The sequence below is a fragment of the Paenarthrobacter sp. NPDC091669 genome (assembly GCF_044756725.1).
Taxonomy (GTDB): Bacteria; Actinomycetota; Actinomycetes; order Actinomycetales; family Micrococcaceae; genus Arthrobacter; species Arthrobacter bambusae_C.
This window is the reverse complement of the sequence record NZ_JBIVTK010000004.1, coordinates 228,242-245,386: the sequence shown is the minus strand read 5'-3', so window position 1 is coordinate 245,386 and position 17,145 is coordinate 228,242. Positions and strand designations below refer to the sequence as shown.

Sequence of the window (17,145 nt, the reverse complement as noted above, 5' to 3'; positions counted from 1 at the left end):
ACTCGGCAACTATGATGGCGGGAATCCACGTGTTTGAGGAAAGGTAAACCGAATAGTGCGACGTCGTGACGCCCGCCCGCAGGGCACCGGCACCGCTGACCCCGTTGCGGCCCGCCACGGTGAGGATGCCGAAGGCACTCCCCGCCATATGAAGGCACGCAAGGGACTTCCCTTGTGGTTGAAGATTGTTACTGGCGTGGTCTCCGTGGCACTGGTTGCAGGCGTGGCCTTCGCTGCCTTTTGGTTCATCCGGCTGCAGAGCAACATCACCAAGGCTCCGTTGAGTGCAGGAGAGACCCGCGACAGCGGTGAAACCCTGGCAAATGACAAATCAGACCGCCTGCAAATCCTCATTCTTGGTTCTGACACCCGTGACGGGAAGAACTCGGAGTACGGAAGCACGGAAGACTCTACTGGCTACGGTCATTCGGACGTCATGATGCTTCTGGATATCTCAGCAGACAACAAGCGTGTCAGCGTCATGAGCTTCCCGCGTGACCTGCTGGTTGACGTGCCTCAATGCACCGATCGGACCAACAACCAGACGTTCCCCGCCCGCAGCGGTGTGATGATCAACGAGGCCATGGCTGAGGCGGGTATTGGTTGCGCTGTTGACACCGTCAACAAATTGACCGGCTTGGAAATCGACCACTTCATGATGGCGGACTTCAACGCCGTCAAGGAGTTGTCCCACGCTGTCGGCGGCGTGAACGTCTGTGTCAGCGATCCCGTCTTTGACCCGGACTCCCGTCTTCGCCTCCCCAAGGGTGATTCCATGGTTGAAGGCGAACAAGCCCTGGCCTTCCTGCGGACCCGCCATGCTTTCGGCGATGGAGGCGACCTCGGCCGTATCAAGGGACAGCAGGCTTTCCTCTCATCCTTGACCAGGAAGCTCAAAGACGAAGGAACACTGGGGAACCCGCAGAGGCTCCTGCAGATTGCCGACGTCGTCACCCAGAACCTCACCGTCGATGAGGGCCTGGCATCCGTTCCGTCGCTGTTGACCATCGGCGGGCGATTGAAGGACATTGATGTTTCCAAGGTTGCGTTCGTGGCTGTCCCGACCCAGGCAGCAGCAGTTGATCCGAACAGGCTGGAGCTTGTGGAACCGCAGTCATCGCAGCTCTTTTCAGCTTTACGTGCTGACCTTGACCTGACCACACCCGGGGCCACGTCATCGCCCGCTGCCACCGAAACGTCTGCGCCCCAGCCCACAGCGTCGACTCCCGTGGTCCCCGCCTACGACAAAGCGATCCAGCCGGTGGCAGTCGCCAATGGCAGCGGAGTAGCCGCGCGGGCCCAGGAGATCATGTCTGTCCTGACAGGCGGTGGCTTTACCCAAGCGGTTTCCTATGTGGCGGATCCTGTTGACCAGACAGTGATTTACTACGGGGCCGGCTTCGCCGACGTCGCTGCAGACGTAGCTGCGCTCTACGGTATTCCGGCGGCCCAAGTGCAGGAGGCTCCCGGCGTGGCGGGCGTTCAACTCTATGTTGGGACGGACTTTGGTACCGGTACTGCATACGGAGCAACCTCCGTGCCACCGGACGTCGTCAACCAGACCGCCAGCGATGCCGTCTGCCAACAAGTGAACCCTTTGTACATCGACCAATAGTCCGTACAGAGACCGGTAGCGGGCTGCGAGGCAGCCAGGCATAGCTGAGGCCGGGCCGGTTCTTCACGAGCTGACCCGGCCTCATCTTTCCGGTATTACCAGATGCTGACGCGGTCTCCGGATTCCAACCACATGCCATCTGCTGCGCTGACACCAAATGCTTCATGGAACGCATCGAGGTTGCGGGCGATGGCGTTGGTGCGGAACTCGTTGGGGGAGTGCGGATCGGTGGCCAGCCGTCGGATCGCCTCTTCACGGCGGATCACCTGGCGCCAGCCTGCTGCCCACGACATAAAGAAGCGTTGCTGGCCAGTGAAGCCGTCGATCTCCTCAGGCTCCTTGCCTTCCAAGCTGAGGAGGTAGGCCTTGTAGGCAATGGTCAGGCCGCCGAGGTCCCCGATATTCTCGCCCAGGGTGAGTTTGCCGTTGACCTTGTGCTCTGGCGCGGCGTAGGGGGAGAGGGCGTCGTACTGTGCCACCAATTTGGCCGTGAGGGCTTCGAACGCGGTCCGGTCCTCTTCAGTCCACCAGTTGCGCAGTGCCCCGCTTCCGTCGAACTGCGATCCTTGGTCGTCGAAGCCGTGACCGATCTCGTGGCCAATAACGGCACCGATTCCGCCATAGTTCACAGCGTCGTCAGCATCTGCGGTGAAGAAGGGCGGCTGGAGAATTGCGGCCGGGAAGACGATCTCATTCAGCATGGGGTGGTAGTAGGCATTGACCGTCTGCGGAGTCATCAGCCACTTGTTCAGGTCAACGGGCTTGCCGATCTCATCCAGGTGACGGTCGACGTCAGCATCATGTGCGCGCTCCACGTTACCCAACAGATCCGATGGATCGATGACCACGGCGGAGTAGTCGATCCATTTTTCCGGGAAGCCGATCTTGGGGCGGAAGGCCTCCAGCTTCTTGAGCGCTTCCTTCTTGGTTTCCTCTCCCATCCATGCCAGGGATGAGATGCTGTCACGGTAAGCCTCGATCAGATGGGCAACGAGCGTCTCCATCCTTGCTTTGTGGCCAGGGGGGAAGTGCCGCTCCACGTAGATCTGTCCGACGGCTTCGCCAAGCGCAGCTTCGACAACGGCAACTCCACGCTTCCAGCGTTCCTTGTTCTGGGGCGTGCCGCTGAGAGTAGTTCCGTAGAACTCGAAGTTGGTGTTCACGAATTCGGACGAGAGGTACGGGGCCGCCGAACCCAGCACCCTCAGTGTCAGCCATTCCTTCCATGTTTCCAACGGCTCGGACTCCAGCAAGCCTGCTGCGCCGGCGAAGAAGTCCGGCGTGCTGACAACGATCTCGTTTCGCTTGGCTGCGTCCACACGGGCGGCCTGGAACCAGGTGTCCAGCAGGGGGAACAGCTCCGATGCTTCTTCTGCCGTCTTGAGATTGTAGGTCTTCTGGGGATTCCGCAGCGTGACGTTGTCCCAGTGGTGCCCAGCCAAGGCAGTTTCGAGGGCGACGATGCGCGCGGACGCTGCTTCGGCGTCCTGGATGCCGGCGAGGGCAAGCATCTTGGCAACGTACCCGGTGTAGGCTGTGACGGTTTCGGCAAACTTATCCTCCCGGTAGTAGGACTCGTCCGGTAGTCCAAGGCCACCCTGCCCGATGTAAAGGAGGATGCGCTCTGGGTTGCCGGCATCAGGGGCCGGGTAGATGGAGAAGAGCCCGGAGACGTCGGACCGGAACAGGCGGCCGATCAGGGCAGCGAGTTCCTGGGTGGATCCCACCGCATGGACTTCCTCAAGCCGGCTGCGGATGGGGCCGACGCCTTTGGCCTCTGCTGCTGCCTCATCCATGAAGCTCGCGTAGAGTCCACCCACCTGCTGCTCGACGCCGGTTGCCGAGTCTCCTTTGCCTGCAGCTTCTTCGATGATCGCTTTGACGGCCAACTCGGCGCCGTCCCGCAAAGCGGTGAATGTGCCTTCCAGTGGCCTGTCGTCAGGAATGGTTGTGCTGTTGAGCCACGCGCCGTTGACGTGTTGGTAGAGGTCGTCCTGGGGCCGGACGCTGTGATCGATGTTCGAAAGAGTGATCCCCGACTGTGGCACTGTGGCTCCTTGTGTGGACGCAGCAGCCGGCGTTGCCACCGTCGCTGCGTCTGCATAGTGGACGTTGCATGAGGTGTTGCACTGTCATCATACGCATCGTGTTACTGTGATTTTGTGCGTACGGCGATGCTTCTTCTTAGCTGCCGCGGCGAGGCCTGAAAGCTATCTGAAGCTGGGCCATCCTCGCCGCGGAGTTCCGTTGTGTCCGGCTAAGCTTTCATTTAGTTCTTAGAGAAAAGGCCACACGTCATGCGTAATGCACAAAAGCCCTCCGGTATGCCGATTCACCGCTACCTGCCGTTCCAGGACCAGATCACCGTAGAGGTTCCTGACCGCACGTGGCCGGACAAGGTCATCACCAAGGCCCCGCGTTGGTGCGCGGTCGACCTGCGCGATGGAAACCAGGCCCTGATCGACCCCATGAGCCCGGCACGCAAGCTCAAGATGTTCCAGCTGCTGGTGAAGATGGGGTACAAGGAAATTGAAGTCGGATTCCCTTCGGCTTCGCAGACCGACTTCGACTTCGTCCGCCAGCTCATTGAGGGTGGCCACATCCCCGATGACGTCAGTATCCAGGTCCTGACCCAGGCACGTGAGCACCTGATCGAGAGAACCTACGAGTCGCTGGTGGGGGCCAAACAGGCGATCGTCCACCTGTACAACTCCACCTCGGTGCTGCAAAGGCGTGTGGTCTTCAACCAGGACGAAGACGGAATCCTTGATATCGCGTTGCAGGGTGCCCGGTTGTGCAAGAAGTACGAAGAGACACTCGAAGATACCCACATCACCTATGAATACTCGCCGGAGTCCTTCACGGGAACCGAGCTCGAGTACGCGGCCCGCGTCTGCAATGCCATTGCCGACGTTTTCGAGGCTTCAGCCGACAACCAGGTCATCATCAACCTGCCGGCCACTGTGGAGATGGCAACCCCGAACGTCTATGCCGACTCCATCGAGTGGATGCACCGCAACCTGCACCCCCGCGAGGGCATCATCATTTCCCTGCACCCCCACAACGACCGCGGTACGGGCGTGGCTGCTGCTGAGTTGGGTTACCTGGCCGGTGCTGATCGGATTGAAGGCTGCCTGTTCGGCAACGGTGAGCGCACCGGCAACGTGGACCTCGTAACGCTGGGGTTGAACATGTTCGTCCAGGGCGTGGACCCCATGATCGACTTCTCCGACATCGATGAAGTCCGCCGCACGGTGGAGTACTGCAACCAGTTGCCGGTTCCGGAGCGTTCGCCGTACGGTGGCGACCTCGTTTTCACGGCGTTTTCCGGTTCGCACCAGGACGCCATCAAGAAGGGTTTCGAAGCCCTGGAGAAGGACGCTGCTGCGGCAGGCACCGCCGTGGACGACTTCACCTGGCAGGTTCCTTACCTGCCCGTCGATCCAAAGGACCTCGGCCGCAGCTATGAAGCCGTGATCCGGGTCAACTCGCAATCAGGCAAGGGCGGGGTTGCCTACCTGCTGAAGAACGAGCACAATTTGGACCTGCCCCGCCGGGCCCAGATTGAGTTTTCCGGAGTTATCCAGCGTCGCACCGACGCTGTGGGCGGCGAGGTCAGCGGTGCACAGCTGTGGCAGGTCTTCCAGGATGAGTACCTGCCGTCCGACGAAGAGCAGGCGCAGTGGGGTCGCTACGCGCTGGGCAGTGTAAGCACTGAGACCGACGAGTCCGGCGCCATGACCATGAACGCCAACCTGCGGATCGATGGCGTGGAGGTTCGGCGGACCGGGCACGGCAACGGCCCCATCGCAGCTCTGTTGGACATCCTGCACCACGACGGCGTTGACGTCCGTGTGCTTGACTACAGCGAGCACGCCCTGTCCGAGGGCGGCAGCGCCAGCGCTGCGGCGTACGTTGAATGCGCCGTCGGCGAACGGGTCCTGTGGGGCGTGGGCATTGACCCCAGCACCACCACATCATCCCTCAAGGCCCTGATCTCGGCTGTAAACCGTGCCGTGCGGGACGCCCGGGCCTAGGGTATCTGCCGTGTGGTGACGCGAAATACCGTCACCACACGGTCCGGCGGTCGCCGCACGGTCCAGTCATAGTGCGAAGATTAGTTGTGGCCAATCCGTCGTTTGCAGCACGGTCCTACCGGGACGATGCCGTGGTGCTCCGTACCCACAAGCTGGGCGAAGCGGATCGCATCATCACTCTTTTGACCAAACATCACGGTCAGGTTCGGGCCGTCGCCAAGGGTGTGCGCAGGACCAGCAGCCGCTTTGGGGCCCGCCTGGAGCCGTTCATGGTGGCGGATTTGCAGCTTGTATCCGGGCGGACGCTGGACATCGTGACGCAGGCCGTGGCCAAGGGCGCCTATGGAAGCAGTATTGCTGCGGACTATGGCAGGTTCACCGTGGCGGCTGCCATGACGGAGACCGCCGAGAAACTCACGGATGCCGATACGGAGTCGGGGACCGCCCAATACAACCTGCTGGTGGGCGCCCTGGCTGCCTTGAGCCGTTCAGACCATCCGCCCGAACTTATCCTGGACTCCTATCTGCTGCGGGCTTTGGCCACGGGCGGTTGGGCACCGAGTTTCACCGATTGTGCCCGTTGTGGCCGTCCTGGGCCCCATACGGCCTTTGCCGCTCCGGTTGGAGGTATGGTGTGCAGCGACTGCCGCCCTCCTGGTTCACCGGCGCCGGCGGCGGAGACAGTGGTGTTGCTTGGTGCATTGCTGACAGGCAATTGGGGCGTGGCGGATGCATCGGACCCCCGGCATCGGCGTGAAGCCGCAGGACTGGTTGCCACGTATCTGCAATGGCATTTGGAACGGGCGCTGAAATCACTCAAACACGTGGAGCGAAGCTGACAGTGGCACTTGGTAAGAAGAGCAAGACAACAACGGCCAGAACGGCGCCGGTCACAGCGCCGTATGGGCACCCCTCCGGCGCAGTGCCGCCTGGTATTCCCAGTGAACTCATTCCGCAGCATGTGGCAATCGTCATGGACGGCAACGGACGTTGGGCAAACCAGCGCGGACTTCCCCGCATCGAGGGTCACAAGGCCGGTGAGCCTGCCTTGCTTGATGTGATGGCAGGAGCGATCGAACTGGGAATCAAGTACGTCAGCGTGTACGCCTTTTCAACGGAGAACTGGCGCCGATCGCCCGAAGAAATCCGCTTCCTCATGGGATTTAACAAGGACGTGCTACGACGCCAGCGGAACCAACTTGACGAGTGGGGAGTGCGCATCAGGTGGGCAGGAAGGCGCCCGCGGCTTTGGGGCTCTGTCATCAAGGAACTCGAAGAGGCCGAGGAATACACGAAGGCCAACGACACGTGCACGTTGACCATGTGTGTTAACTACGGCGGCCGTGCCGAGATTGCCGACGCCGTCTCTGCCATCGCCCACGATGTCGCCGAAGGGCGGTTGAAACCCGGATCGGTATCCGAGAAAACCATCCAGAAGTACCTCGATGAGCCAGACCTCCCGGATGTAGACCTTTTTCTTCGCAGTTCGGGGGAGCAGCGGCTCTCCAATTTTCTGTTGTGGCAGTCCGCCTATGCGGAGTTCGTCTTCATGGACACGCTGTGGCCGGATGTCGACAGGCGGACGCTGTGGGACGCCGTCGAGATTTATGCCAAACGCGACAGGCGCTACGGTGGGGCCGTGGACGCGGCGCCTGCCGGCAAGTAGCACGCCCCGGCTACTTCAGTAAGGGTAGGCGGCCAGCCATACAGCCACATCGCGGTACGCCTGCTGACGGACGGTGCGTCGTGAGAGAAAAACATCATGAAGGGCACCTGGGTACCTGAAGACGGCGGTGCGGCGGGCAAGTCCAAGCGCCCTCCGCGAGGTTTCCTCTACGTCGATGACTGCGTCGGCCCGCATCAGGTCAGCTGTCCACTCAGCCTGGATCCTCGTCCTCCCGGACAACAGGACCAGGACGGGCGCATCAATGGTGAGCTTGCGTTCCACCGCAGCGTGCCCGGCCAAGACGGCTTTGGTCCACCCTGCGCGGATAGGGAATGAGGTCCGCGGACGCCACAGTGGATCCAGAATCCACTCACCATGTGCTTCATTGCTGACGCTCTCCCAGTAGGCAGGCATCTCAGGAAAGCGGAAGGGGCGCTTGGGATCTGTACGTGCAAAGGGTTCCACCAGGTGCATGGCGATGCTGCGGACGAGGCTGCTGCCTTGGAGTTCCAGCCATGGGGAGTTCAGGACCAAGGTGCCCAACCGGCCTGGGTTGCGATCGGCCCAGAGCGCCCCGATCAAACCTCCCAGGGAATGGGCCAGCATGTGGATGGTTGGCGCGGTGGTGTCCCCAGTCCGTGCAGCCACGTCGCGTTCAATCTCCACCAGCGCTGCTGCCAGGTCCTCGTCGTAGGCGTTAAGGTCTGTAATGTAACCGGGCGTCTGTCCAGGGAGCAGGCTGCGGCCGAATTTCCGGAGGTCCACTGCGTAGAAGTGAAAACCCGACGCCGTGAGGTACTCAGCCAATTCGGTTTGCAGGAAGTAGTCGGCCCAACCATGCAGGTAGAGCACCACCCTTGGTGCCCCACCTGGATCGGCCGTGACTGCCCGGCGTCTTCTCTTGGTGAAGGACGACAGGAAGTCAAGGACGCCATTCTGGGTGGCTTGCGGCGCAGGTGGCGCGTAGCGGATGAGTGTGGCGTGGACAGGACCTTCCTCGTCAGGCTTGAGCGGCAGGTCCATGCATTCGTAGCCATGCCCCAGGACGTCGCGTCGCCACTTGGTTGCAGACGCCTCCGTGGTGTTCATTGGTCCCCCTCCTGCTGCTCTGCCGGCACATCATTCTGCATAAACCCCTTGATCCACCGCGCAAGCCGCGCATAGGCGTCCTTTCGCACCGCAGGTGCGGACAGGAAGACGTCGTGGAGGCCGCCGTCGATGCGTTCCAGAGTGACGCTTCGACCCAGCGCCATGGCCCTGAGCGCAATAACTCCAACATCCAGCACAGCATCCGAACGGCGCATGGACTCCTGCCAAACCATTCCATTGGCGCTGGCCGAAGACGTCAGGACGAGGACAGGCACATCGAGGTTCAGCCCGCGGGCAACTTGGGAATGCCCGGCAAATACGGCACTGAGCCACCCGGCCCGGACCGGGAAAGCCAGGGGTGGACGATAATTTTCGTCCAGCGCCCATTCCCCCTCCGCAGTACTGCTGATGCTGCGGAAGTAGAAACCCCGCTCCGGCAGTTTCAAAACAGTTTCCGGCCTTAACTTGGCGATGGGAGCCACCATGGCCTGCGCCGCCCGCCGTACCAACGAACTGCCGTGCATTTCCAACCACGGGCTGTCGAGAATCAGGAATTGGATGGATTCCGGGTGGCGGCTCGCCCACAATGCGGCCACCAGCCCGCCGGTCGAGTGGCCCATCAAGGTAACGCTGCCTTCCGGTGACGAGGCCGTGTGGTTCCTGATAATGCCCAGTGCCTGGTTGATCTCGGCGTCATAGTCCGTCAGGTTTGCCACGTAACCGCCCGGCATGTCCGTTTTCAGGCTTCGGCCATGGTTGTGCATGTCCAGGGCGTAAAAATCGTAGCCCTGCCCGGCCCAGAACCTGGCTAGTTCGGTGTTGAAGAAGTAGTCGCTCCATCCGTGCAGAAACAGGACGGCGCCGTAGCGTCCAGGAGCATTCCCGGTACCGCTTTGCTCTGCCCGATGGCGGATCAGGGTGGCGTGGCGGGTCACGCCGTCAGATCCTGTGGCATCAACGCCACAGGATTGGAAGTCTGTACCCAGAATGTCAGCCGTCCACTCCATGGCTTTAGCTTAGACACAGGTGGCGGCGGCCCGCCGCCGGCCGGTCAGCAAAGAAGGTCGAATGACCTCCATGATCTGCGTCACTGTTGGCCGCGGGATGCGTTCATGCCAGCGGCATGAGCGGTCACGGGTTTGGCGAGTCGTCCGTAAACCGGAAAACTAGGACCATGCGTGTTTACCCCACATTCTTCAAGCTGGCCTTCTCCTGGATGGATGCCGAAAAGGCACACAAGATCGGCTTCCAGGGGATCCGGGCGGCACACCGCTCGGGAGCCGGCCGGATCCTGGCCCGGCTGACGGCCCCTGACGCCTCGCTTCGGACCGAGGCGTTGGGCCTGACTTTCCCATCACCGTTCGGCTTGGCGGCAGGCTTCGACAAGGAAGGCCACGGCATGGAAGCCCTGGCCGAACTCGGCTTTGGCCACGTGGAGGTGGGTACCATCACCGGCCAGGCGCAGCCAGGCAATGACAAGCCCCGGTTGTTCCGCCTGGTTGAGGACCGTGCGGTGGTTAACCGGATGGGATTCAACAACGACGGCGCAGCAGCCGTTGCGCCGCGGCTCAAGTCTGCGCGGGCTGCTCTGCAGAGGAAGCACCCGGACGTCCGGCCCGTCATCGGCGTCAACATCGGCAAGACCAAAGCGGTTCAGCTCGAGGACGCCACCGAGGATTACCTCGTGAGTGCACGAAGCCTGGCGCCCGCGGCAGATTACCTGGTGGTCAATGTCAGTTCTCCCAACACACCCGGCCTTCGTTTGCTGCAGAACGTTGAAACCCTTCGGCCGCTGTTGCGGGCAGTGGGCGATGCCGCCGATGAAGCCGCCGGACGGCATATTCCGCTGCTGGTTAAGATTGCGCCTGACCTGTCCAACGAAGACATCGACGATGTCGCCCGGCTGGCGCTGGACCTGAAGTTGGACGGCATCATCGCCACCAACACCACCATTTCGCGGGAGGGGCTCGTTTCGGACGCCACCAAGGTGGAGTCGTTGGGTGCTGGTGGTTTGTCGGGAGCACCCCTCAAGCAGAGGTCGCTTGAAGTATTGCGAAGGCTCAAAGACGCTGTGGGTGACCAGCTCGTGCTCATCGCGGTAGGAGGAGTGGAGACTGCCTCGGACGTTCAAGAGCGCCTGGAAGCGGGCGCAACACTGGTCCAGGGCTACACAGCGTTCCTGTACGAGGGACCCTTCTGGGCTTCCAGCATCAACAAGGGGCTCGCGAAGAGCCGTAAGAAGGCGCGTTAGGCCCAGCCGTTCTGTAGATCAGGCACCTACAACGAAGACCCCGGACCGATGGTCCGGGGTCTTAGTGTTTGTGAGGGGGTGGGGGCGCTTAGGCCGGGTACTGTCCGCGCTTCACCTGCGGCTTGGGCAGGCGGAGCTTTCGGAACTGAAGTGCGCGCATGCAGCCGTACCAGACGGACCCGCGTTCCACCTCGCCGAATTTCTCGGTGAGGCGCTTCCTGAGCTTGCGGGACAGGATGAAGACATCCACGAAGACCGCCAGGAACATGATCCAGAATCCAATGAGGACGTAGCTGATGCCGGCGCTGGTGGGCGGAATGATCAGGGAAATCACCACGAACAGCAAGGCGCCGAACATGAGGTATTCGCCCAAGCTGAACCGTGCGTCCACGTAGTCACGCGTGTAGCGCTTCTGGGGACCCTTGTCACGGAGGGGCAGGAATTTTTCGTCACCCGTATCCAACGCCTGCCGCATTTTCTGCCGCTGGTCCTGGATGGCGACCCGTTCCGCGGCCTTGGAGGCTTTGCGGTCATTGGGAACCAGGGGGCGCTTGCGTGCTGCTTCCTGGTCTTTCCGCTTGGGAGTGGGGGTGCCCTTTCCGGCACCGGGCTCCGTGGCGGTGGCGTAGGCCTGGTCTACTACTGATTGAGCGCTGGGCTCTTCCTTTTTGCGTCCGAACACCCCTACAGAATACCCCTCGCGGAGGTGGCGTAGGTTACGTGGACCGCCGTCCGGGGCCGACGGCGGGTGGCCGCGCCTGCTGTGGACGCCTGAATCCCGGCGGTAAAGTGTGGCCATGACTTCAGCACATGCGGAGATCCCGCAGAACAAGCAAGGGCACGCCGGCAATACTCCTGTGGAGGAACTGTCCGGAGCAGTCAACGATTCCTTTGACACCACCTTGGAATCCCTCAAGGAGCTCGTCAGCATTCCGGGCATTGCGTGGGCAAGTTTCGACCCCAAGGAACTGGACCGCAGCGCAGACGCAGTTGCTGCCTTGGTCAAGGCCGCGGGTATGGACGATGTCCGGATATTGCGCTGCGACAAAGCCGACGGTACCCCCGGTGGCCCTGCCGTCGTCGCGCGCCGTCCTGCCGAGGACGGCAAGCCGACCATCCTGCTGTACGCCCACCACGATGTTCAGCCACCGGGGGACCGGAGCCTCTGGAACTCCGAGCCCTTCGTGGCTGAGGAACGCGAGGGCCGCCTGTACGGCCGCGGTGCGGCCGACGATAAGGCTGGAATCATGGCGCACCTGGCCGCTTACCGCGCCGTGACCCAAGTTCTGGGTGACGGGTTCGGGCTCGGCGTGACCTTCTTCTTCGAAGGTGAGGAAGAAGCCGGCTCGCCCACGTTCCGGACTTTCCTGGAGGAACATCAAGAGCTCCTGCGGGCCGACGTCATTGTCGTAGCCGATTCCAGCAACTGGAAAGTCGGCGTTCCGGCCCTGACCACCAGCCTTCGGGGACTCGTGGACGGGACCTTCGAGGTCCGTGTCCTGGACCATGCAGTCCACTCCGGCATGTTTGGCGGACCAGTCCTGGATGCCCCCACCCTCCTTGCGCGGCTCATCGCCACTTTGCATGACGACGACGGCAACGTCGCGGTTGCGGGCCTGGTGGCCCGTGACGACGTGGCCGTGGACCTTGCCGAAGAGGACTACCGCGCGGATGCTTCAGTGCTCGACGGCGTCAAGCTCGCCGGCAGCGGGACCATCGCCTCCCGACTGTGGACCAAGCCCGCGCTGTCCATCATCGGTATGGATGTCCCGTCCGTCGATGTTGCATCCAACACGCTGATTCCGGCCGCCCGGGCCAAGTTCAGCATGCGGTTGGCCCCAGGCCAGGACCCCGGGTCCGCCATGGATGCCCTGAAGGCCCACGTCGAATCACATGCACCGTTTGGCGCCAAAGTGACGTTTACGCCGGGGGAGCGCGGCAACGCCTTTTCCACCGATACATCCTCGGCAGCTGCAAAGGTAGCCCTTTGGGCGCTGGGCGAATCATGGGGTGTGAAACCCGTGGAAATGGGAATTGGCGGTTCGATTCCGTTCATTGCGGACCTCATGGAGGTGTATCCCGACGTGCAAATCCTTGTGACGGGAGTGGAAGACCCTGATTCCCGCGCTCACAGTGCCAATGAGTCCCTGCACATCGGCGACTTCCGGCATGCCGTGCTGGCTGAAGCCCTGATGCTGGCCAGACTGAATGCTGAAGGCCTCAAGGGCTAGTGCCAGTTCACTCCCTGGCGGCACGCCGGGAACAACCAAATGCTGTCTGTAGTTACGTCAGGAGTTATAGCTAAGCGTCTGCGCGACGTAGCATTAGGTATAACCCGTAGGTAATTTGGGTAAGGGCAGGCAGCGCTTCGGTGCCGCCGCCAGGAGCTTCATAAGAAGGTAGGCCAATGAGCACTGCAACCAACGAAAACAGCACCGGAGAACAGCTCGTCGCCAACGACGAGCTGGCCACGCACGAGGTCAATCTGACCGACGTCGCCGCAGGCAAGGTCCGCAGCCTCCTGGAACAGGAAGGGCGCACCGACCTTCGGCTGCGCGTTGCAGTCCAGCCTGGAGGCTGCTCCGGTCTGATCTACCAGCTCTACTTCGACGAGCGACTGCTTGATGGGGATGCTGTACGCGACTACGACGGCGTTGAAGTCGTCGTCGACAAGATGAGCGTTCCGTACCTCAGTGGTGCCAGCATCGACTTCGAGGACACCATTTCGAAGCAGGGCTTCACCATCGACAACCCGAACGCCGGCGGGTCTTGCGCCTGCGGCGATTCGTTCCACTGATGTGAGCCATCGCCGCATGTCGGCGCCACTTCGGGTGGGTTTAAAACCATTCGGGGCCACGGCGCTGACATGTGCGCGAAAACCGCGTGATAGCGGTAAGCTCTACATCGGGTAGTAAAACTTTTAGTGTGCCCGGTGGGCCTTCGGCCTGCCGGGAGACAGCAACAAGAGGAAGGGCCGTCTGTGAGTTCGCAGAACCGAACCGGCAGCCGACGCATAAAGATCACATCGATCACTGGCTTGGCACTAGCCGGCGCGTTGGTTTTGACCGGATGTTCACCAGAGGTAGAGAAGGGTTGGCTGCCTACAGAGCGCGGCACGACCAACCACACTGACCGGATCATGGACCTCTGGGTCAACTCATGGATCGCCGCCTTGGCAGTCGGTATCATCACGTGGGGCCTCCTGGTCTGGTGCATCATCGCTTACCGTCGCCGCAAGGGCACCACGGGATTCCCCAAGCAGCTCAGCTACAACCTGCCGCTTGAGGTCTTCTACTTGACCATTCCGCTGTTCATGGTGCTGGTGTTCTTCTACTTCACCGACCAGGACCAGCGTGCGATCGATGACCGCTCGCAGCCGGCCGACGTCGTTGTTGACGTCCGCGGCAAGCAGTGGGCTTGGGACTTCAACTACAAAAAGGGCGAGGTCATCAATGAAGACCTCCACGAGGCCGGCGTTCAGGCCCACTTGACCGGCAATGAGGTCAACAAGGAACTGCTCCCCACCCTGTACTTGCCGGTTGGCAAGTCTGTGGACCTGGAGCTGAACTCCCGCGACGTCATCCACTCATTCTGGGTTCCCGCCTTCCTCCAGAAGCGCGACATGATCCCCGGCAAGACGAACTACATCAGGTTCACCCCCACGAAGGAGGGCACCTTCGACGGTAAGTGTGCCGAACTCTGCGGTGAATACCACTCCGAAATGCTCTTCCGCGTCAAGGTTGTCTCCGAGTCTGAGTTCCAGGCCCACATGGACAAGCTTCGCCAGGAAGGCAACACGGGCCTCCTCGGTGCGGAATACGACCGCAACCCGAACCTGAACGAAACCAAGTAAGGGGAGCGACGTGGCTACGTACACTCAATCCGCACCGGGGGTCCTAGAAGCCCCCGTAGTTCCTAAATCCAAGGGGCGCATCGTCGTCAACTGGATTACCTCCACCGACCACAAGACCATCGGGTACATGTACCTGATCGCGTCCTTCGTGTTCTTCTGCCTCGGCGGCGTCATGGCGTTGCTGATCCGCGCTGAACTGTTCGAGCCCGGTATGCAGATCCTGCAGACCAAAGAGCAGTACAACCAGATGTTCACGATGCACGGCACCGTGATGCTCCTGATGTTCGCAACGCCGCTGTTTGCCGGCTTCGCGAACGTGATCATGCCGTTGCAGATCGGCGCCCCCGATGTCGCCTTCCCGCGTCTGAACGCCCTGGCTTTCTGGTTCTTCCTCTTCGGCTCGACCATCGCAGTCTCCGGCTTCATCACTCCCCAGGGAGCTGCTTCCTTCGGCTGGTTCGCCTATGCGCCGTTGTCGAACACCACCTTCAGCCCTGGTGTTGGCGGTGACCTGTGGGTCTTCGGCCTGGCCCTGTCGGGGTTCGGAACCATCCTTGGTGCCGTCAACTTCATCACCACCATCATCTGCATGCGTGCACCGGGCATGACTATGTGGCGTATGCCGATCTTCACCTGGAACACGCTGGTCACGGCAATTCTGGTCCTGATGGCCTTCCCGCCGCTGGCAGCTGCCCTGTTCGCCCTTGGCGCCGACCGACGCTTTGGTGCCCACATCTTCGACCCCGAGAACGGCGGTGCAGTGCTGTGGCAGCACCTGTTCTGGTTCTTCGGGCACCCTGAGGTGTACATCATCGCGCTGCCGTTCTTCGGCATCGTTTCGGAGATCTTCCCGGTGTTCAGCCGCAAGCCGATCTTCGGCTACAAGGGTCTTGTCTACGCAACCATCGCCATTGCGGCGCTGTCCGTCACCGTGTGGGCACACCACATGTACGTGACCGGTTCGGTTCTCCTGCCGTTCTTCGCCTTCATGACCATGTTGATCGCAGTGCCCACGGGCGTGAAGTTCTTCAACTGGATCGGTACTTTGTGGCAGGGGTCCATAACGTTTGAAACGCCCATGCTTTGGAGCATTGGCTTCCTGGTGACATTCCTCTTCGGTGGTCTCACCGGCATCATCCTGGCCTCGCCGCCGCTTGACTTCCACGTTTCCGACTCGTACTTCGTGGTAGCGCACTTCCACTACGTGGTGTTCGGTACCGTCGTGTTCGCCATGTTCGCAGGGTTCTACTTCTGGTGGCCAAAGTGGACCGGCAAGATGCTCAACGAGCGCCTTGGCAAGATCCACTTCTGGCTCCTGTTCCTCGGCTTCCACGGCACCTTCCTGATCCAGCACTGGTTGGGTGTTGAGGGTATGCCGCGTCGTTACGCCGACTACATGCCGCAGGATAACTTCACGTGGATGAACCAGTTCTCCACCATCTCCTCCTTCGTCCTCGGCGCTTCGCTCCTGCCGTTCTTCTGGAACGTCTACATCACGTGGCGCAGCAACAAGAAGGTAGAAGTGGACGACCCGTGGGGCTTCGGCGCTTCTCTGGAGTGGGCAACGTCTTGCCCGCCGCCGCGTCACAACTTCACTTCCTTGCCGCGAATTCGTTCCGAGCGCCCGGCGCTGGACCTGCACCACCCTGAGTTGGCACAGGTCCACACTGCCGAGGCCCCGTCGCCTGCAGCAGCTGTTTTGGGTAATGCCGACCAGAAGGACGTCAGTAAGTGAAAATCGAATCGTGGCTCTTTGGAGCCGGAGTCTTCTTCTTCGTCCCCGTGGCCATTGCCTACGGATTCCTGACTGAATGGTCCGAGTGGGTTGGTGTCCTGGGCATCCTCCTTGTCGGTGGCCTGGCGGGCATGATCGGTGCATATCTTGGTTTCACTGGTAAGCGGATCGGTCTTCGTCCCGAGGACCGTCCCGACGCCGAGATCCACGAAGGCGCCGGCGAGCAAGGGCATTTCAGCCCTTGGAGCTGGTGGCCGCTGGTTCTGGGTCTCGCTTGTGCCGGTGGATTCCTTGGTCTCGCCATTGGCTTCTGGGTGACCTACGTCGCCGGTGGCCTTGCCCTCGTGGCATTGGTTGGCTGGGTCTTTGAATACAGCCGCGGCGACCACGCGCACTAGCAACTGGTTCTTGGAACACGAAATGGGCCCCACCGGAAGGTGGGGCCCATTTCTTTTACCTGAATAGGGACTCAGCGCGCCTCTGTGGCCGCAAGGACGGCCGAAAGAGCGGACAAGGCACTCTCAACTTCGGGAACGGTCTGTCCGCTGATCAGCGCCCCTGGAGCCACTTCCAGAAGGACTTCGCAGCCGTGACCGAAATCCTCCGTCATTACTTCCAGCAGTGAGCGCGCATCAACAGGTTGTCCGTCCTGCTTGCGTATGGTGACCGGTAGGCCGGTGTCAGTGACAGCACGGACGAACACAGCTGCCGCGCGTGCGTGCAATCCGATTTCCGCGGCAACGATGGCCTTCTGCTCCGGCAACCCAGCTCCCTTGGTAGTCGACGGATCATCCGTCGGAAAATTGTCCATACAAGCGTAGCTCCCTGAGCCCCACAGCTCCACACGAACCGCAAGTGGTCTAGACCTGAAGCACCACTGAATTATCCTTGAAGCATGA

Annotated in this window: 15 protein-coding genes; 10 read left to right on the top strand and 5 right to left on the bottom strand. The window is 61.3% G+C overall.

The genetic code is table 11. The annotated features are described in order from the left end of the window. Positions 1–55: 55 nt before the first annotated feature. Entirely contained in the window at positions 56–1,615 is a 1,560-nt protein-coding gene (locus tag ACIQLI_RS08770; RefSeq protein WP_400387237.1) for an LCP family protein, read from the top strand. 95 nt (positions 1,616–1,710) lie between these two features. Here ACIQLI_RS08770 and ACIQLI_RS08765 read toward each other — a convergent pair whose 3' ends face one another. Beyond that, positions 1,711–3,663 carry a M13 family metallopeptidase gene (locus ACIQLI_RS08765; protein WP_400387234.1) on the bottom strand — a complete coding sequence of 651 codons (1,953 nt, stop codon included), beginning with the start codon at positions 3,661–3,663 and terminating at the stop codon, positions 1,711–1,713. 249 nt (positions 3,664–3,912) lie between these two features. Here ACIQLI_RS08765 and leuA point away from each other — a divergent pair, with 249 nt between their 5' ends. From leuA to ACIQLI_RS08750, 3 genes are all read left to right on the top strand, one after another. After that, positions 3,913–5,652, top strand: coding sequence for a 2-isopropylmalate synthase (gene leuA / locus ACIQLI_RS08760; protein ID WP_354226889.1), 1,740 nt, complete (start codon positions 3,913–3,915; stop codon positions 5,650–5,652). Between the two features lie 86 nt (positions 5,653–5,738). Continuing rightward, the gene (gene recO / locus ACIQLI_RS08755; RefSeq protein ID WP_354226887.1) at positions 5,739–6,491 is read left to right on the top strand and encodes a DNA repair protein RecO; all 753 of its coding nucleotides are present in this window, start codon (positions 5,739–5,741) and stop codon (positions 6,489–6,491) included. Positions 6,492–6,493: 2 nt separating this feature from the next. Beyond that, the gene (locus ACIQLI_RS08750) at positions 6,494–7,318 is read left to right on the top strand and encodes an isoprenyl transferase (protein WP_354226885.1); all 825 of its coding nucleotides are present in this window, start codon (positions 6,494–6,496) and stop codon (positions 7,316–7,318) included. A 15-nt stretch (positions 7,319–7,333) separates the two neighbouring features. Here the strand turns inward: ACIQLI_RS08750 and ACIQLI_RS08745 are convergent, their stop codons facing one another. Next, positions 7,334–8,407 (bottom strand): alpha/beta hydrolase, encoded by a 1,074-nt coding sequence (locus ACIQLI_RS08745; RefSeq protein WP_400387230.1) that lies wholly within the window; start codon positions 8,405–8,407, stop codon positions 7,334–7,336. Further along, positions 8,404–9,414, bottom strand: a complete 1,011-nt coding sequence (locus ACIQLI_RS08740; RefSeq protein ID WP_400387227.1) for an alpha/beta hydrolase — start codon at positions 9,412–9,414, stop codon at positions 8,404–8,406. Before ACIQLI_RS08740 ends, ACIQLI_RS08745 begins: the two co-directional genes overlap by 4 nt. Before the next feature lie 167 nt (positions 9,415–9,581). Between ACIQLI_RS08740 and ACIQLI_RS08735 the strand changes: the two genes are divergently transcribed. Beyond that, positions 9,582–10,658, top strand: coding sequence for a quinone-dependent dihydroorotate dehydrogenase (locus tag ACIQLI_RS08735; protein WP_400387224.1), 1,077 nt, complete (start codon positions 9,582–9,584; stop codon positions 10,656–10,658). Between the two features lie 88 nt (positions 10,659–10,746). On the opposite strand, the gene ACIQLI_RS08730 is transcribed toward ACIQLI_RS08735, so the two are convergent. Beyond that, positions 10,747–11,340, bottom strand: a complete 594-nt coding sequence (locus tag ACIQLI_RS08730; protein WP_354227256.1) for a DUF3043 domain-containing protein — start codon at positions 11,338–11,340, stop codon at positions 10,747–10,749. Between the two features lie 115 nt (positions 11,341–11,455). Between ACIQLI_RS08730 and ACIQLI_RS08725 the strand changes: the two genes are divergently transcribed. The 5 genes from ACIQLI_RS08725 (at position 11,456) to ACIQLI_RS08705 (ending at position 16,644) form a co-directional block, all read left to right on the top strand. Continuing rightward, a complete protein-coding gene (locus ACIQLI_RS08725) occupies positions 11,456–12,889 on the top strand; it encodes a dipeptidase (protein ID WP_400387220.1) in 1,434 nt (477 codons plus the stop codon). A gap of 176 nt (positions 12,890–13,065) precedes the next feature. After that, a complete protein-coding gene (locus tag ACIQLI_RS08720; protein ID WP_026540757.1) occupies positions 13,066–13,455 on the top strand; it encodes an iron-sulfur cluster assembly accessory protein in 390 nt (129 codons plus the stop codon). A gap of 183 nt (positions 13,456–13,638) precedes the next feature. Continuing rightward, positions 13,639–14,511 carry a cytochrome c oxidase subunit II gene (coxB, locus tag ACIQLI_RS08715; RefSeq protein ID WP_089595186.1) on the top strand — a complete coding sequence of 291 codons (873 nt, stop codon included), beginning with the start codon at positions 13,639–13,641 and terminating at the stop codon, positions 14,509–14,511. A 10-nt stretch (positions 14,512–14,521) separates the two neighbouring features. Then, positions 14,522–16,246 (top strand): cytochrome c oxidase subunit I, encoded by a 1,725-nt coding sequence (ctaD, locus tag ACIQLI_RS08710; protein ID WP_089595185.1) that lies wholly within the window; start codon positions 14,522–14,524, stop codon positions 16,244–16,246. After that, positions 16,243–16,644, top strand: a complete 402-nt coding sequence (locus ACIQLI_RS08705) for a cytochrome c oxidase subunit 4 (protein ID WP_089595184.1) — start codon at positions 16,243–16,245, stop codon at positions 16,642–16,644. Before ctaD ends, ACIQLI_RS08705 begins: the two co-directional genes overlap by 4 nt. A 71-nt stretch (positions 16,645–16,715) precedes the next feature. Here the strand turns inward: ACIQLI_RS08705 and ACIQLI_RS08700 are convergent, their stop codons facing one another. Further along, positions 16,716–17,009 (bottom strand): HPr family phosphocarrier protein, encoded by a 294-nt coding sequence (locus tag ACIQLI_RS08700; protein ID WP_354227254.1) that lies wholly within the window; start codon positions 17,007–17,009, stop codon positions 16,716–16,718. Positions 17,010–17,145: the final 136 nt, after the last annotated feature.

Bases quoted from the DNA above. Each gene is read 5' to 3' on its own strand.
- leuA (WP_354226889.1), top strand. From the start codon at position 3,913: ATGCGTAATGCACAAAAGCCCTCCGGTATGCCGATTCACCGCTACCTG.
- ACIQLI_RS08745 (WP_400387230.1), bottom strand. From the start codon at position 8,407: ATGAACACCACGGAGGCGTCTGCAACCAAGTGGCGACGCGACGTCCTG.
- ACIQLI_RS08740 (WP_400387227.1), bottom strand. From the start codon at position 9,414: ATGGAGTGGACGGCTGACATTCTGGGTACAGACTTCCAATCCTGTGGC.
- ACIQLI_RS08735 (WP_400387224.1), top strand. From the start codon at position 9,582: ATGCGTGTTTACCCCACATTCTTCAAGCTGGCCTTCTCCTGGATGGAT.
- ACIQLI_RS08725 (WP_400387220.1), top strand. From the start codon at position 11,456: ATGACTTCAGCACATGCGGAGATCCCGCAGAACAAGCAAGGGCACGCC.
- ACIQLI_RS08720 (WP_026540757.1), top strand. From the start codon at position 13,066: ATGAGCACTGCAACCAACGAAAACAGCACCGGAGAACAGCTCGTCGCC.